A 16,476-nucleotide genomic window follows, 5' to 3' on the forward strand; every position below is an offset into this window, starting at 1 on the left:
GACAGGTGAGGTCAGCGGCCCGTAGCAACGCGCACCCCGACCATCACGCTGCGACCCAGCGCCGGGAAGCCGAAGATCTCCTCGTAGTCGGTGTCCAGCAGGTTGAGCGCGCGCCCGAAGACCTCGAGGCGCTCGAGCACGCGGAACGAGGCGCCGGCGTCCACGGTGACGTAGCCCGGGTTGGTGAAGATGCCCGCAGTGGCGCCGAACGACGGGTCGATGTCCTGCGTATCGCCGCGACTGTCGATGCGCACGAAGCCACCCGCGCGCCCGGCCGTGAAGAGCACGTCGGCGAAGCCGGCCAGTTCGGGACGCCGCAGCAGCGGGTCGCCGACCTTGAACGGCGCCGGGGCGACGGGCCGGCCATCGTTGGGCAGAATCTCGGTCTGCAGGGCGACGAGGCCGCCGCGCACCGTCAGGAACGTGCTCGGGCGGAAGGCCACCGTGCCTTCGATGCCCTGCGCCAGCGCGTTGGAGATGTTGTCGCTGCGGTAGGTCGAGGTCCCGGGCACGCGCGCGACGGTGACGATGAGGTCGTCGTAGTCGTTGCGGAAGTAGGTTGCATCGACGACCAGGCGCCCGCCGAACCAGCCGGTCTCGACGCCGCCGTCGAGGCTGCGCGTCCGCTCGGGCTTCAGTCCGGGGTTGTCGGTGAACGCGATCTCGAAGGCGCTCGGCGCGCGCATGCCGGTGCCGAAGTTGCCGCGCAGGCGCAGCCACGTCGAGTCGCCACCGAGGAGGCGGTAGCTGACCGACACGCGCGGGTTGAGCACCGACGTCGTGGACGAGGGGAACGGCGGGCGCGGGTTGAAGACGGCCCGGTTGCCCTCGAGGGCCTCGCGCGTCACGCTCTCGTAGCGCAGGCCCGCCTGCAGGGCGAGGCGGCCGCGCTCGAACCGACCCTCGCCGAACGCGCCCACCTGGGTCCGTTCCACGGGAATCTCCTGCCCCTGCAGGCCCGTGAAGAAGGCCGACTCCGCCCGTTCCCACATGTACTCGCCGCCCATCGTCCAGGCGACGCCCAGCCATGCGAGGTCGAGCGAACTGCGGCCCGAGTACAGGCGGTTGCCCGAGGCCGTCGGCGTGTCGGGGGTATAGATGCTGAGGTACGTGCTGTCGCGATCGGCGAACGAGAACGCGCCGCGAATCTGGGCGGCCGGGCGCAGGCGCCAGGTCGCCGAGGCCCCGGCTGCCAGCGTCTGGTTGTCGTTGCGCGACACGCGGTCGACGCCCGTGTAGGTGTCGTTGGGGTCGCTGCCGTAGGGACCGGGCACCCCGCGCGTGTTGTCGCCGGCGCGGAACAGGCCGGTCAGCAGCAGGCGATCGCCCTGGTAGCCGAGGCTCGCCGTGGCGTCCGTGCGGGTGTAGTCGTCGTTGCTGACCGTCTCGCCGGTGCCGGGCGCCGTGCCGGTGAACCCGTCGCTCGCGAGGCGCTCGAGCCCGCCGCCCCAGCGAAGGCGACCGGTGGTGCCGTTGGCCGTCCCGTTGGCGCGCCAGGTGCCGAACGAACCCGCCTCGAACAGTCCGCCGGCGCTCAACGGCCCGCCGCGCCGCGTGACCAGCTGCACCACGCCACCGACCGCGTCGGTGCCGTAGAGCGCACTCTGCGGGCCGCGCACGACCTCGATGCGATCGAGGTCGAACAGGGGCAGGTGCGCCGCGTCGAAGCTCCCGCCCATGTCGTTCAGGCGGATGCCGTCGACGAGCACGAGGGTGAAGTCGCTCTCGCCGCCGCGGGGGAACAGCGACGTGACGGCGCCGCGGCCGCCGCTGCGCAGCACTCCCAGGCCCGGCACGGAGCGCAGGGCATCGACGCTGCTCTCGAGCTGGCGGGTGCGCAGTTCCGTCTGGTCGAGCACCGTGAGGCTGGCGCCGGTGCCCGAGCGCGTCACCGGCGTGAGGCCGGCCGTGACCACCACCGACTCGGCGAGGGCTGCGACCTCGAGCCTGAGATCGGCTGTGGCGTCCTGGCCGGCCAACTGGACCTGCTGACTGGGGGCGTTGAATCCATCAGCCACGACGCGGAGCACGTAGTCGCCGTCGGGCGCGTCGAGCAGGTAGGCGCCGGTGCGATCGGTGCGCGTGGTGGCGACGGGGCCGACGGGGCCCTCGAGGACGACGCGAGCGTCGGGGACGGGGCGGCCGTCGCCACTGGTCACCGTGCCGCTCAGCCGGGCCGCCGAAGCGGGGGTCGAGAGCAGGGCCAGCAGCAACCCGGCCAGGGGCAGGGTGCGCGTGCGAATCATGTGACCTCCCGGCGTTTCCACGCGCCGACGTCGAGGTGCCTGATTGCGCCTCGACGGAGGACGTACCCGACGGAAGGTTTCCTGACTCGGCGGGATTGCGAGCGGTTCGTGCGCCTTCCCGCAGCCCGAGGGCTGCAGTGGCGGGTCCGGCCTGGCGGCCTGACCTGTGCGAACCGGCTCACCGCATCACAGTGGCGGGACCGTGTGGGACTTGCACCCAGCTTCCCTTCGACAACGTCGGTTGTCGGCCCGAAGCATAGCACGCGGTTTGAGTGTGGCCGGGATATGCCGATGGTTAGGTCGAGATGGATGCCGACAGGACCCTCGAGTACCTCGACGGCCCCGTCGTCCGCACCGCGCGTCAGGCGGTTGCGGTCGCGTCGCTCGGGATCTATCTCGCGTACCTGATCTACAGGGCCCTGTATTCGCTCAACCCGGAGGCTCCGGTCTTCGCGCTGCTGGTGTACCTGGCCGAGGTACACGGGTTCCTGTCGCTCTTCTTCTATTTCTTCCAGATCTGGGCGCCCCGCCGCCGGCGGTGCCCGGCGCCATCAGGCCGCTTCACCGTCGACGTCTTCATCACGACCTACAACGAGGACCCGGTGCTGCTGAGGCAGACGGTTCGCGCCGCGCTGGCGCTGCGCTATCCGCATCGGACCTGGCTGTGCGACGACGGACGGCGCCCCGAGGTGGAGGCGCTGGCGCGCGAACTCGGGTGCGAGTACCTGACCCGCGCCGACAACCGGCACGCCAAGGCCGGCAACTGGAACAACGCCTTCGCGCGGTCGACGGGCGACCTGATCCTGACCCTCGACGCCGACCACGTCGCGCAGCCGGCGCTGCTCGAGCGGACGATCGGCTACTTCGAGGATCCCCGCGTCGCCCTGGTGCAGGTGCCGCAGCAGTACCACAACCTCGATTCCGTCCAGCACCGGGTCGACTGGGACGCACGGCGCATGTACGCCGAGCAGGACGTCTTCTTCGACCTGGTGATGCCCGGCAAGGACCACTGGAACGCGGCGTTCTTCTGCGGCACCGGCGCCGTGCTGCGTCGCGAGGCGCTGGTCAGGCACGGCGGCATCATCACCGGCAGCATCACCGAGGACATGCACACGTCCGTGGTGCTGCACAGCGAGGGCTGGCGGTCGGTCTACGTGAACGAGGTGCTCGTCACCGGGCTGGCCCCGACCGACGTCGCGTCGTTCCTGAAGCAGCGCCTGCGATGGGCCGAGGGCAACCTCAAGATCATCTTCGACATCAACCCGCTCACCTGTCGCGGGCTCACCGTCGCGCAGCGCATCGCCTACTTCGCGTCGATGTTCCACTGGACCATCGGCCTGCCGAAGCTGGTGTTCTACCTGGCCCCACCGTGGATGCTCGTGTCGGGCACCTTCCCGATCGCGCCGTTCGATGGCCGCCTGCTGGCGATCTACCTCGCCAACCTTGGCGCCATGACCCTGGCGTACAAGCTGACGAGCCGCGGGCGCGGCCGCCTGCTGATGGACGAGTTCTACAACATGCTGAACACGTTCACGCTGCTGCAGGCGCTCTGGCGATTCGCGCTGCAGGGCCGGGCGATGGGCGCCTTCGTCGTGACGAGCAAGAAAGGCGACGGCGGCTCTGACGCCGCGGTGCTCCCGCACCTGGCCATGCTCGGCGTGTCGATCCTCGCGATTCACTGGAGCCTGATGGGCCTTGGCTTCGGCGTCAGCGAGGACCGGTTCGGCGCCGGCATCGCCATCTTCTGGACGGCCTACAACATGGCGCTCGTCGTCGCCGTGCTGCAGCTGGCGTGGCGGCCGCCCCAGCAGCGCGACACCTCGCGGTTCCGCGCCAGCGTGCCCGTGACCCTCGACGAGGGCGTGGTGGGCATCACGGGCGACCTGAGCGAAGGCGGCTGCCGGCTTCTGTCACCCGCGCCGCTCGAGGCCGGCATCGACGCACTCACCCTGCACCTGCCATCGGGTCCGCGGCGCCTCGCCGTCGCCGTGGTGACCAGGGGAGGGCAGACCGCCGACGGCTGGCATGCCCTCGGCCTGCGCTTCGTGTCGCCCACTCGCGACGACGTGGATGCGGTCAGCGATGCGATCTTCGACACGGTCGTCCCGGAACTGCTGCAGGGACTGCGTCGACCGTCGTGGCTCGTGCGCCACGGGCGTGAACTGGCGCTCGCGGTGCATCGACGACTTGCGCCGCGATCGGCTCGCCGCGCCGCGCGCCTGCCGGCCAGGGTGACCGGCGCCGACGGCCACGTGCTCATCGGGGCCACGCGCGACGTGAGCGGCAGCGGCGCGTCGCTGGTGCTGCCGTGCCAACTCGCGCCCGGAGCGCCGGTGGATGTCGAGCTCGCGATGCCGGGGGGGACACGCCTGATGCGCGCACGCGTGCGGCGGGTCAGCCCCATCCAGCCCGACGGCCGACGCAGTGAGGCGTGGGCGGTCGGCGTGGCGTTCGTGGGCGCAGTGCCTCACGACTCGAAGGTCGAGACCACGGCGAGGGAGGTCGCATGACACCGCGTCGTGCCGCCTTGTTGCTCGCCATCACGCTCGTCCTCGAGTGGGGCGCGTTCCGGTGGCGTCATCGCGACGTCCTGTGGCTCGATACGCCGGCGGCGGTGCAGGCCGACACGGTGGAGGCGCGCGCGGCAGCCGAGGCGGCACTCGCGCGACCGAGCCTGTCGCGTCGGCACGCGGAAGCCGTCATCCGCGTGACTGCCCGCGCCGACATGCGCGACCTGCACGTGCGGGCGCTCGGCCGACTGGTCGTCGACCATCCCGCCGATCCCGAAATCCTCCTGCGCCATGCAGAGGCCCTCCGCCAGGTCGGTCGTCTCGAGGAGGCCGCACGGGCGTACCGCCGCGTGCTGCACGAGCGATGACCATGCGAGTGCTGGTCGCGCTGCTCGTGCTCGCCGGTGGGACCATGGGCGCATCGGCGCAGCCCCCCACCGCCGCCGACCCGGTGATGCAGGCACCCACGACCGACCAGCGCGCCCAGGCGCTGCTCGGACTCGGCCGCATCGCGCGAGCCCGGGGCGACTGGGCCCGCGCACACGCCCTCTTCGCCGAGAGCGCGGCCCTGCGGCCGTTCGATGCCTCACGGCGGGCGGAGCACTTCTGGATCGCAGTGGAATGCGATCGCGCGGCCGCCCTGCGCCTCGCGACGTCGCTCGTCGCCGAGCGCGCCGCCACCGCCGACGTGCACGCCCGGCGCCTCGCGCTGCTGCAGGAGCCGTTCGAGGCCCCGCTGCTGGCCAGCGCGCTGCATGACGCCGAACTGGCGTATCCCGTCGATGTGCGATGGGCCGCCGCGCGCGCGGATCTGGCCCTCACCCTCGAGCGCCGCGGCGAGGTCGAGGCCTCGCGGCAGGCCTGGGAGGCGCTGCCGCCCATACGGCGCGAGGTGGTGCCCGCCTGGGAGGCGTCATACCTTCGCGCGCTCGCCCGCGCGAGCGGCCGTGCGGCGGTCGCGCCCGCACTCGATCGATACACCGTTCGCCATCCGGACGACGCGGGCATGCGTGCGCTGGCGATCGAGGCCTGGGCCGAAGCCCGGCAGCCGGATCGCGCCCTCGCCCTGCTCGCCCCTCGCCTCGGCGCTGACGCGACCCCGACCGACCTGCGGCGCGCCGTGGATCTCGCCACCGAGGCAGGCCGCGATGCGCGAGCGCGTGCCTTGCTGTTGCAACTGCAGGCGCACCCCGCGCACACCGCTGACGACAGCTGGCGCCTCGCGGAGGCCCTGGCGACCGCGCGCGACACCCACGCGCTCCACGACTTCCTGAGGGCCACGCGCCTCGACGATGGCGACTGTCGGGCACGACTCGTGCGCGTGGTGACGATGGCGGGCTCCGACGCACTGCTTGCCGACGTGCTTCCCGATCTCCCCTCGTCGTGCCCGGGCTATGCGGGCGTGGCGCGGCGGATCGCGACCGTGCGCCTCGCCGACGCCGACGGCCTGGCCGCGGAGCGCTGGCTCGCGCCGCTCCGCGATGCCGGAACACTCGAGGCCCCGGACCGCGTGCTGCTGGCGCGCGCGCTGACGGCACGTCGCGCCTGGGCGGAGGTCGACGCGATCCTGGCGCCGCTCGGCCGGCGTGGGCTGGATCCCGAACCCGCCGAACTGCTCGCGTGGGCCTGGCACGCGCTCGGTCGTTCCCTGGAGGCGTGGCGCCTCGTGGTCGAGAGATGCGCCCCCGACTCGGCTACCCCGGAGCAACAGGCTGGCTGGGCGGGCCTCGCCCTGGCTGCCGGCGACGACGCGGCGGCCGCCCGTCTCGCCGTGTCGGCCCTTGGATCGCCGCGCGACCTCGAGGCGCGTGTCGTGCTCGCCTCGATCTCTGCGCAGCATGGACAGCCCGCGGACGTGCAGCGCTGGCTCGCGCCCGTCGCGAGCCGTCTTCGCGAGCCCGGTCACCTGCTCGTGTGGCTCGACGCGCGCGCCGCAGTCGATGGGGCAGCCGTGGCGCTCGCGGACGCAGCGCTGATCGCCGAGCCTGGCGAGTCCGACACCGAGATCCTCGTGCGCCGCGCCACATGGGCCGCGACGCTCGGACGCGTCGACGACGCGCGGGCGTTTGCCGATCGGGTGCAGGCGCGTGATGCCGACCGGGCGTCTCGCCTCGCTGTCGAGATGGCGTTGGCGGCAGGCGACGGGGCGGCAGCCTGGATGCACGTCGTCGCCGCTTCGGCGTCGCAGGTCGCGCCGGCGCCGGCGGCCTGGAGTCGACTGCGCCTTGATGCTGCGCTGGCGGACGGTCACTGGGACGAGGCGGCTGGCGCACTCGAGGCCGCCCGTGGCGCGATGACCGAGGCCGAGGTGGTGCTGGCTGGTGCGCGTCTCGACCTGGGACGCGTTGGGCGACTGCCTGCGGACACGCGCGCCGCGCTCGACCGTCTCGTCGTCGCCGACACCCACGTGGTCGCTGCCCAGGTGCTGCTGGCGCGCGACGACCTGGCTCACGGCGATGCGGCGGCCGCCGTCGCCCGACTGTCGGGGACGCCTGCCGGGAGCGGCGGTCACGTCCCGGCAGACGTGCGCGCGGTCCAGGCGGACGCGCTGCTGGCGCTCGGTCGCCCGGACGACGTGCTGGGCGTCGTCTCGGCCGACGCGTCCGAGCCACCTGCCCTGCAACTGGCGCGCGCCCGGGCCCTCGTGGCCCTGGGGCGCAGGGACGAGGCGCGGCCGGCCCTCGAGGCGCTCGCGCTCCGGTCGGGTCGCCCGGAGGCGTTCGTCGCCTGGGCGGGCACCCTCGACTCTCCGGAGGCACGCATCGAGGTGCTCCAGCGTGCCACCGCGCGGGCAACGGCGGTGCGTGCGGATGTCCACGCGGCCCTTGCCGAGGCCTTGCTGATGAGCGGCAGGGCCTCCGCCGCCGACGTGGAGGCGCGGCGTGCCCTCGCGCGCGACCCGCAGTCGCGGATGGCGTGGCAGGTGACGCTCGCAGCGCAGGCGCAGCTCGACGCCACCTCGCTGCGCGAGCGTCTCCACGAGGCGCGTGCCGCGCTCGGCGATGCGCCGCGCGACGTCCTGTTTCTCGCCGACATGGCTGCCGGCCTGTCGCAACGGCCTGCCGAGGTCGTGGAGGTGGTACTCGCCTGGGTGCGAGACCTGCCGGCGTCTCATGCCCTCGAGGTCGCGCGGTTCGAGGCACGCCTCGCCGTGGCGACGGCCGACTGGGTACTCGCCGCCAGTGCCATCGCGACGCTGGAGCGGCTGACGCCCGGCGACCCCGCCGTGGCGCGCCTCGAGGCGCAGGTCACGGCATGGCGTGGGGCGCACGAGGCGGCCGTGCCGCTCTATCGGGCCTATCTGGCACGCGCGCCCGGCGACGTGGCGGCGTGGCGCGAGTACGCGCGGCTCCTTTCGTGGCGCGAGGACCAGCAGGGCGCGGCAGAGGCGTACGCCCACGCGCGCACCCTGGCTGCATCCCCGACCCTCGAGGCAGAAGCCGCCACTCGCCTCGCGACCCTCCAGCGGGACTGGGATGCTGCGGCACGCGCCGCCGCGGCCTGGCGGGCGCTCGATCCGGCCGCCCTGGATCCACTGGTCGACCTCGCGCAGGCCCTCGAGCAGAAGGGCGACCTGCGTGCGGCGGCGCAGGCGTACGAGGCCATCGAGCGTCGCCCCGACCTGCCTGATCCCGTCCGGCGTACGCTCGAGGCGTATCGTCGACGCTACGCCGCAGAGGGACGGGGCCAGGTCCGCGTCGACCACGCGGAGGGATTCGGCGGGCAGCGGCTCATGTCGCGGCGAGATTCGGTGCTGTCGGGCGCGGCCTCCCTGGGCGGCGCGGGCGGTGTCCGGCTCGACGCGCAGGTGGCCGAGGGCGTGCTCGACACCGGGGACGCCGCGACGGCCTCGCTCACCGAGGGGCGGCTGGGCGTGCTGGCCCCGCTCGGCGCCGGATGGAGCCTGTCTGGGCACGCCGGGGCGACGCGCGTCGAGGGGCGCACGCAGGCCCTCGGGGCAGTGCGCGTGGCCATGCCGGCCGGCGCACGGTTGGCGCTCGAGGGCACGCTGGAGCGGCGGCCCTTCTGGGAGAACGCGACCACGCTGGCCGCTGGCCTGCAGACGACCACGGGCCGGGTCGGGCTGCGGGTGCGTGGCGCCGGCACGCTGGACGTCACGGCCGGGATCGAGGCCGGCCGCGTCAGCGACGGCACGCGCCGGGTGCAGGTCGACACGCAGGTGTCGCGGCGTTTCGCTCGCGGCCCGCAGGTGTACATGGTCAGGCTCAGCGGGTTCGCCTTTGGCTTCGACGAGGCGCGTGCCGCGTATTTTTCGCCGTCGGCGTTCGGCCGGGTCGACCTCGAAGCCGGCCTGACGCGCTGGTTCGGCCCCGGGGCCGTGGTCCGTGACGGACGGTTTGCCGTGCAGGGGCAGGGCGGGGTCGGGCTCGACTCGGAGGGCGAGCCGTACGGGCTGGCCAGCGGTACGCTCGTGCTGCCGGTCGGGGCGACGGTCAGCCTCGTGGCCGGGGGCCGATGGACCTCAGCGCGCGTCTACCGGGCGTGGACGGCCACGCTCGGCCTCCAGGTGCAGCCGGCCAACGGCACCTCTGGCCGCTCGGGTCGCACCCGGCAGGCCCCTGACGCCGTCCAAACCAGGTGAACGGCCGTGCCGGTGAGCCGGGGCGCTCCTGGCCGGCTGCCTCATTTGGCCTCATGCCGGCCATGGTCCGGCCCGATTGGCCTGATGTACTGGGACACGGACAGGGTCGGGCTCGGGCAACGGGCCGGCCCCACGGCCGCCCCGCTGCACGGGGGCCGGCCCATCAGTTGCGAGGCGCCGGTCGTTTCGCATAACATTTCTGTTTCGCGCGTCCGCCCGCCACTGTGGCGGGACGGACCCTACAGCCGTCAACGAGGACCGAATGAGCAAGAGTTCCACGGTGACCGTCCGCGAGACGCCAGTCGCGGAGGTGACGACCGTTTCCGCCGGGGGGTTGAAGATTCACGGCGAGACTTTCGTCATCGAAACCGACGAGCGCATCGACGTGGTCGACCTGACCGAGCGGATCATGGAGCTCGTGCGGGGGCTGAACGTCCGCGAAGGCATCGTCAGCCTGTGGTCCCTGCACACCACCTGCACGGTGTTCATCAACGAGTTCCAGACGGCGCTCCTCTCGGACATCCGCCGGTTCCTCGAGAAGATGGTCGCCCGCGATGAGGCCTGGATCCACAACGATCCGGATCACAGCGACTGCGACCGCATGAACGCCGACAGTCACCTGCGCGCCCTGCTCCTGGGGCACAGCCTCACGCTGCAGATCAGCGGCGGCGACGTGGTGCTCGGGCAGTGGCAGCGGATCCTGATGGGCGAGCTCGACGGACCGCGGTCGCGCACCCTGCGCGTCCAGGTCTGGGGCATCGGCTGATCGGCTCCGACAGCCCCCGGATCGCCGGCCAGGGCCGGCGCGCCGTCCGCGAACCTGCAAGGTAGGGCCGGCTCTCCGAGCCCGGCCAGACCCGGTCCACCGGACCGCTGAGTGAGGGTTTCCATGCGCACCCGCCTGCACGCAGCCGGGCTGCTCGACCTCGCAGACAAGCTCGACGCCCGGCAGCGCCTGACTGCCGAGGACGGGCTGCGCCTGTTCGAGCACCCTGACCTCCGACTCGTCGGCTGGCTCGCCAATCGCGAGCGCGAGCGCCGCTACGGCGACCAGGCCTTCTACAACTACAACCTGCGCCTCGAGGTCACCAACGTCTGCCAGGCGTCGTGCCTGTTCTGTTCGTTCGCGCGGCTCGAGGAGGGCAAGCCCGGCGCCTACACGATGTCGCTCGAGCAGGCCTGGGACAAGGTCCGCTCACGCGAAGGCCAGGCGCTCACCGAGGTCCACATCGTCAACGGCCTGCACCCGCACCTGCCGTTCTCGTACTACACGGAGCTGCTGGCCGGCTTCAAGCGCATCCGCCCCGACATCACGCTGAAGGCGTTCACCGCCGTGGAGATCGCGTTCTTCGCCGATCTCTACAAGATGACCGACGAGCAGGTGCTGCGCGCGCTGATGGCGGTGGGCCTCGAGTCGATCCCGGGAGGCGGGGCCGAGATCTTCGCCGAGCGCGTGCGGCGCAAGATCGCGCACGACAAGGCCGGCGCCGACCGCTACCTGTCGATCCACGCCACCGCCCATCGCCTCGGCATGAAGACGAACGTGACGATGCTGTTCGGGCACATCGAGCGGCTCGACGAGCGCGTCGACCACATGCTGCGGGTGCGCGCCCAGCAGGACGAGACGGGCGGCTTCCAGGCGTTCATCCCGCTGACGTTCCACCCCGACAACAACCAGATGCGCAAGCTGCCGCCGCCGACCGCGGCCGATACGCTGCGGACCATCGCGGTCTCGCGCCTGATGCTCGACAACGTCGATCACATCAAGGCCTTCTGGATTGCCACGGGGGTCTCGGTGGCGCAGGCGGCGCTGTGGTTCGGCGCCGACGATCTCGACGGCACGGTGCAGGAAGAGCGTATCTACCACATGGCGGGATCGGACACGCCCGACATCCTCACCACGTCGCAGCTTCGTCGTCTCGTCGAAGCCGCTGGCCGTACGCCGCTCGAACGCGACACGATGTACAACCTCGTTAACGCTTAACGCTCAACGCTTAACGCGGGTCATGGGGCATGCCTCATGACTGCGGCGACCTCCGTCGGCGTCACCAATCCCGGCCGAGCTGCATCCTGTCTCCGTGGGCTCTCCGGATCCCCGAGGCTCCTGCATGCGTGCACTGAAGCACCTCGCCGTTCCCCTTCTTGCGTTCGGGCTGCTCGTCGCGGCCCTCGTGGTCGTGGTCTCGCGTCGACCGGCGGGCGATGCCGAACGCCCGCGTGCGACCTTCGAGCGCAAGACGCGCGCCCACCTCGATCACGCCGCCTACTTCAAGGAACCGTTCGCCGATGGCCCGTCGGTGACGCGCGCGTGCCTGTCCTGCCACAAGGACGCCGCCCATCAGGTGATGCAGACGGCGCACTGGTCGTGGCTGGGCGACGAGGTGCGTCGGCCCGGGCAGGCCCCGGTCCGCGTCGGCAAGCGGAACCTGGTGAACAACTTCTGCATCGGCATCCAGGGCAACTGGCCGAGCTGCACCAAGTGCCACAGCGGATACGGCTGGAAGGACGACGGGTTCGACTTCACGCAGGGGCAGAACGTCGACTGCCTCGTCTGCCACGACTGGAGCGGGCAGTACACGAAGGGCGCGGCCGGGTTCCCCGAAGCGTCGGTCGACCTGCTGGCGTCGGCGCGCAGTGTCGGGTATCCCAAGCGCCAGAACTGCAGCGTCTGCCACAGCTACGGGGGCGGCGGGCTCGGCGTGAAGCACGGTGACCTCGACAACAGCCTCGAGAATCCCGCCGAGGACATCGACGTCCACATGGGACGCGAGCAGTTCCTGTGCATCGACTGCCACAAGGCCGAGTCGCACCGGGTACCGGGGCGCAGCTTCGCCGTGAGCGTGCAGAGCCAGGGCGGCATCGGGTGTGTCGACTGCCATCGCGAGTACAAGCACGCCGACACGCGCGTCGAGCAGCACACCACGTCGGTGGCGTGCCAGACCTGTCACATCCCGACCTACGCCCGGAAGGTCCCGACCAAGCAGACGTGGGACTGGAGCCAGGCCGGCGACGCCGCGCGGCCAGACGACGCGCACCACTACCTGAAGATCAAGGGCGAGTTCACGTACGAACAGGACGTGCGGCCCGAGTACGCCTGGTTCAAGGGCGAGGTCGACCGCTACCTGCTGGGCGACCGCGTGGCCGACAGCGGCCCCACGCACCTCAACCGGCCGCGGGGCTCGATGGCCGACCCGCAGGCCCGCATCTGGCCGATGAAGGTGCATCGCGGCAAGCAGCCGTTCGACGAGGAGTACCGTCGCATCATCGTGCCCGTCACGGCGGGGACGCCCGGTGAGCGGGGCTACTGGAAGGAGTTCGACTGGAAGAAGGCGGCCGAACTCGGCGCGAAGCACACCGGCCTGCCTTTCAGCGGCCGCATGGGGTTCGTCGAGACCGAGATGGTGTGGCCGCTGTCGCACATGGTGGCGCCGAAGTCGCAGGCGCTGACCTGCACCGACTGCCACGGTCCGACCGGCCAGATGAACTTCCGCGCGCTCGGCTACAGTGGCGACCCGATCCGCGTCGGTGGCAGGAGGCCATGACATGCGCCGCCTGATCGTCGCCTGCGCAACCGTGCTGGCGCTGTCGTCGGCGTCGGCCGCGCAGGAGCGATTCCACCCTGCCTTCATCGCGTACGACGCCGATGGGCGACTGGTGCGCGACAGCGGCCAGCCCATCAGTGCGGCGCGCAGTTGCGCCGCCTGTCACGACACCGCCTTCATCGGCAGCCACGACCTGCATGCGCGCAAGGGCGTGAAGATCGACTGCCTGACCTGCCACGTGGCGGCGCCGGGACTGCCCGTCGAGCGGGCGGCCTTCGACGCTCAGGGGCGGCTGCTCGCCGAGCGTGCGGCGCTGCAGGCGCCGGCCGACGCCCAGTGCCTGGCCTGCCATGGCGGCGGTGGCAGCGCCGGCGCACTGAAGTTGCCAGCGCGGCTCCTCGACCCGGCCCCGGGCACCGGCCTGCATCCCGAGCACCTGACGCGCGAGCAGGGGACGCTGTTCGGTGCCGGTCCGCGTCGGGCGTCGCAGATGAACCTGCAGGGCAAGGAGGGGCTCGACCAGCCATGGGACGTGCACGCGGCGCGCGTCGTGTCCTGTGTCGACTGCCACTACGCGCCCAACAAGCCCGGCCGCCAGGGCCCGCCGCAGGCCTCGCCCGCGCACCTCCGGATGGACCCGCGGCGCCTCAGCACGGCGGAGTTCCTGAAGCGGCCCGACCACCGCCTGGCCAGCGCCGAGTGCGAGCAGTGCCACGACCCCGGAAAGGGCCACGCCTTCCTGCCGTATGCGCAGCGGCACTTCGAGCAGCTCGATTGCCGGTCCTGCCACGTGCCGGTGGTGCATGCCCCCGTGCTGATGCAGGAGGACCGCGCGCTGCCCGACGTGCTGGGACGCCCGCAGCGGCAGTGGCGTAACCTCGAGGGCACCGACGACGATCCGTTGAACGCACGCCTCGTGCGGCCGTTCGAGCCGGCGATCGCCAGCGTGGTCGGCGTCGATGGCCGTTCCGTACTCCGCCCGATCAACATCGTCACCGAGCGCGCCTGGCACGACGTCGAGGATCAGGAGATCGCCTATGCGACGGTGGTGCGAGCCAGGGCCACGCTCGGCCAGGGTGCCGACCTCGCAGCGATGCGCGCAGCCCTGCAGGCGGCAGGCATCCCCGATCCCGTGGCCCGGACCCGGTCACGGGTGATCCCGATCGCGCACGGCGTGCAGGAAGGACGCACCGTGCTGCGGACCTGCCTCGACTGCCATCGCGCGGGTGGCCGACTCGACACGCCCCTCGCCCTCGGGTCGCTGGCCGACCCCTCGGACCCGGCGCTGCCTCGCTGGGGGAATGCCAATCACCTGTACCTGCCGGGGCTCGGACGTCAGACCTGGACGACCCGCCTCGGCGCCGGGACGTTCCTGCTGACCGTGCTCGGCGTGTTCGCCCATGCCGTGTGGCGGTGGCGCACGCAGCGCCTGCGTGCCCACGTGACGCATCCGAGCACGCGACGCGTGTATCTGTACTCGGCCTACGAGCGCTTCTGGCACTGGACCATGGCGGCCAGCACCCTCGGACTGGTGGTCACCGGACTCGAGATCCACTTCACCGCGCGCATCACGATCTTCGGATTCAGCCCGGCGGTGAGCCTGCACAACGCGCTCGCCTTCGTGCTGCTGGGCAACGCGGCGCTGTCGCTCTTCTACCACGTGACCACGGGCGGCATCGGCCAGTTCATCCCGCGCGACACGGACCTGCGCGGCGCACTCGTGGCCCAGGCCCGCTACTACCTGCAGGGCATCTTCGTCGGCGCGGCGCACCCGGTCCCCAAGACCGTCGGCCGGAAGATGAACCCCCTGCAGCAGCTCACCTACCTGGCGCTGCTCAACGTGCTCCTGCCGCTCCAGATCGTGAGCGGCATCCTGATCTGGGGCGCGGAGCGCTGGCCGGCCTACAGCGCCGCGCTCGGCGGCCTGGCGGTGATCACGCCGTTGCACAACCTGGGCTCGTGGCTCTTCATGAGCTTCACGCTGGGCCACGTCTACCTGACGACCACGGGGCACACGCTGACGAGCAACCTGGCCGCGATGGTCGGGGGCTGGGACGAGGTCGAGACCGACGTCGCCGCCGATGCCGCCACTGTGGCCCGCAAGGAGGATGAACATGGCGTCGCCTGACCTCGACGCGCGCGTCGAGCGCTACATCGATCCGTACCTCGCCGGGGCGCTGCTGGGCCTGGTGCTGTTCGCGGCCTACGCCCTGACCGGGACGGGCCTCGGGGCGAGCGGGGCCATCAATCGCGTCCAGCTCAGCATCGTCAAGGTCGTGGCGCCGTCGCACGTGGACACGGTGAAGCACTTCGCCGCGACGGCAGGCGGGTCGCGGCAGCCCCTGGTGGATCCGAGCGTCGGCATGCTGCTGGGCACCGTGCTCGGCGGCGTGATCAGCGGGCTGCTGCACGGGCGCATGCGCGTGGAGGTGCGCAAGGGGCCGCGTGCACGCACCGGCACGCGCCTCGCGCTGGCGTTCCTCGGCGGCGGGATCATGGGGTTCGGCGCGCGGCTCGCACGCGGCTGCACGTCCGGTCAGGCCCTGTCGGGCGGGGCGGTGCTCAGCGTCGGCAGCTTCGCCTTCATGTTCAGCATCTTCGGCTCGGCCTACGCACTCGCGTGGTTCCTGCGCCGGCAGTGGACGTAGGGGAACCCAGATGTTGCCCATCGACTCCGGGACATGGTCCATGCTGGCGCAGTGGCTGCTGAGCCTCGGCCTCGGCATCGCGTTCGGCGCGGTGCTCGAGGCCGCCGGCTTCGGCGACTCGCGCCGCCTCTCCGGGCAGTTCTACTTTCGCGACATGACCGTGCTGAAGGTCATGTTCGGCGGCATCATCACCGCGGCCACGTTGATCGTCCTCGCCAGCAGTCTCGGGTGGCTCGACTTCCCGCGCCTGTACGTCAACCACACCTACCTCGCGTCGCAGGTCGTCGGCGGCCTGATCATGGGCGTGGGCTTCATCATCGGCGGCTTCTGCCCGGGCACGAGCCTGGTGGCGGCCTCGACGCTGAAGGTCGACGGCATGCTGTTCCTGGCCGGCGTGGCCGCAGGCCTGTTCGCGTTCGGCGAGACCGTCCCGGCGTTCGAGGCCTTCTACGAGGGCGGCACGCAGGGCCGGTTCACGCTGGGCGACTGGCTGGGCGTCGACAACGGCTGGATGCTGGTGGCCGTGGTGGTGATGGCGCTCGCGATGTTCTACGGCGCGGAGATTGCCGAGGCGATGGTCGGCCGGAAGGTCGCCTGGCGCGACGTGTCGCTCGTGCCTCGGCACCGCGGGCGCCTCGCCGCCGCCGGGCTCGTGCTCACGCTGGCGCTCGTGGCGGCCCTGCGAGGCCAACCCGACGCCGCCGACCGCTGGACCGTGGTCGCCCCGAAGGCCGAGCCACTGCTGGCCCAGCGCGCGGTGTACGCCCACCCCATGGAGGTCGTGCAGTTGCGGCAGAACGCCGGCCTGTACGTGCACGTGCTCGACGTGCGGCCCGAGCATGCCTTCAACCTGTTCCACCTGAAGGGCGCGTGGCACACGCCGCCGGAGACCTTCGACGATCCCGGCTTCTACCGTCGCCTGTCGGA

The 16,476-nt window shown here is 71.8% G+C and carries 10 protein-coding genes and 1 riboswitch; of the genes, 9 read left to right on the plus strand and 1 reads right to left on the minus strand.

Annotated elements, in window-relative coordinates:
* Positions 1-11 precede the first annotated feature (11 nt).
* Entirely contained in the window at positions 12-2,246 is a 2,235-nt protein-coding gene (locus ACIRDX_RS08100) for a TonB-dependent receptor domain-containing protein (RefSeq protein WP_396624906.1), read from the minus strand.
* Positions 2,247-2,299: 53 nt separating this feature from the next.
* A riboswitch (cobalamin riboswitch) is annotated at positions 2,300-2,515 on the minus strand.
* 36 nt (positions 2,516-2,551) lie between these two features.
* On the opposite strand from ACIRDX_RS08100, the gene ACIRDX_RS08105 reads away from it, so the two are divergent.
* From ACIRDX_RS08105 to ACIRDX_RS08145, 9 genes are all read left to right on the plus strand, one after another.
* Positions 2,552-4,756, plus strand: coding sequence for a glycosyltransferase (locus ACIRDX_RS08105; RefSeq protein ID WP_396624907.1), 2,205 nt, complete (start codon positions 2,552-2,554; stop codon positions 4,754-4,756).
* Positions 4,753-5,124 (plus strand): hypothetical protein, encoded by a 372-nt coding sequence (locus tag ACIRDX_RS08110; protein ID WP_396624908.1) that lies wholly within the window; start codon positions 4,753-4,755, stop codon positions 5,122-5,124. Before ACIRDX_RS08105 ends, ACIRDX_RS08110 begins: the two co-directional genes overlap by 4 nt.
* Entirely contained in the window at positions 5,121-9,359 is a 4,239-nt protein-coding gene (locus ACIRDX_RS08115; protein ID WP_396624909.1) for a hypothetical protein, read from the plus strand. Before ACIRDX_RS08110 ends, ACIRDX_RS08115 begins: the two co-directional genes overlap by 4 nt.
* A gap of 262 nt (positions 9,360-9,621) precedes the next feature.
* Complete coding sequence (locus ACIRDX_RS08120) at positions 9,622-10,125, plus strand: secondary thiamine-phosphate synthase enzyme YjbQ (RefSeq protein WP_396624910.1); 504 nt, start codon at positions 9,622-9,624, stop codon at positions 10,123-10,125.
* Between the two features lie 123 nt (positions 10,126-10,248).
* On the plus strand, positions 10,249-11,343 hold the full coding sequence (gene mqnE / locus ACIRDX_RS08125) for an aminofutalosine synthase MqnE (protein ID WP_396624911.1): 1,095 nt from the start codon (positions 10,249-10,251) through the stop codon (positions 11,341-11,343).
* A 124-nt stretch (positions 11,344-11,467) separates the two neighbouring features.
* Positions 11,468-12,901 carry a tetrathionate reductase family octaheme c-type cytochrome gene (locus ACIRDX_RS08130; RefSeq protein WP_396624912.1) on the plus strand — a complete coding sequence of 478 codons (1,434 nt, stop codon included), beginning with the start codon at positions 11,468-11,470 and terminating at the stop codon, positions 12,899-12,901.
* Between the two features lies 1 nt (position 12,902).
* A complete protein-coding gene (locus tag ACIRDX_RS08135; protein ID WP_396624913.1) occupies positions 12,903-15,029 on the plus strand; it encodes a cytochrome b/b6 domain-containing protein in 2,127 nt (708 codons plus the stop codon).
* Positions 15,016-15,549: a YeeE/YedE thiosulfate transporter family protein gene (locus ACIRDX_RS08140; protein ID WP_396624914.1), complete on the plus strand. Its 534-nt coding sequence runs from the start codon at positions 15,016-15,018 to the stop codon at positions 15,547-15,549. The genes ACIRDX_RS08135 and ACIRDX_RS08140 overlap by 14 nt, the downstream gene beginning before the upstream one ends.
* 10 nt (positions 15,550-15,559) lie before the next feature.
* A partial coding sequence (locus tag ACIRDX_RS08145; protein ID WP_396624915.1) for a YeeE/YedE thiosulfate transporter family protein occupies positions 15,560-16,476 on the plus strand: 917 nt, incomplete at its 3' end.

It is taken from the genome of Luteitalea sp. (genome assembly GCF_044337415.1).
Classification (GTDB): Bacteria; Acidobacteriota; Vicinamibacteria; order Vicinamibacterales; family Vicinamibacteraceae; genus Luteitalea.

What these genes read in the sequence shown, in the direction of transcription:
- ACIRDX_RS08120 (WP_396624910.1), top strand. Translation starts at nt 9,622, where the DNA reads ATGAGCAAGAGTTCCACGGTGACCGTCCGCGAGACGCCAGTCGCGGAG.
- ACIRDX_RS08130 (WP_396624912.1), top strand. Translation starts at nt 11,468, where the DNA reads ATGCGTGCACTGAAGCACCTCGCCGTTCCCCTTCTTGCGTTCGGGCTG.
- ACIRDX_RS08110 (WP_396624908.1), top strand. Translation starts at nt 4,753, where the DNA reads ATGACACCGCGTCGTGCCGCCTTGTTGCTCGCCATCACGCTCGTCCTC.
- ACIRDX_RS08105 (WP_396624907.1), top strand. Translation starts at nt 2,552, where the DNA reads ATGGATGCCGACAGGACCCTCGAGTACCTCGACGGCCCCGTCGTCCGC.
- ACIRDX_RS08140 (WP_396624914.1), top strand. Translation starts at nt 15,016, where the DNA reads ATGGCGTCGCCTGACCTCGACGCGCGCGTCGAGCGCTACATCGATCCG.
- ACIRDX_RS08100 (WP_396624906.1), bottom strand. Translation starts at nt 2,246, where the DNA reads ATGATTCGCACGCGCACCCTGCCCCTGGCCGGGTTGCTGCTGGCCCTG.
- mqnE (WP_396624911.1), top strand. Translation starts at nt 10,249, where the DNA reads ATGCGCACCCGCCTGCACGCAGCCGGGCTGCTCGACCTCGCAGACAAG.
- ACIRDX_RS08135 (WP_396624913.1), top strand. Translation starts at nt 12,903, where the DNA reads ATGCGCCGCCTGATCGTCGCCTGCGCAACCGTGCTGGCGCTGTCGTCG.
- ACIRDX_RS08115 (WP_396624909.1), top strand. Translation starts at nt 5,121, where the DNA reads ATGACCATGCGAGTGCTGGTCGCGCTGCTCGTGCTCGCCGGTGGGACC.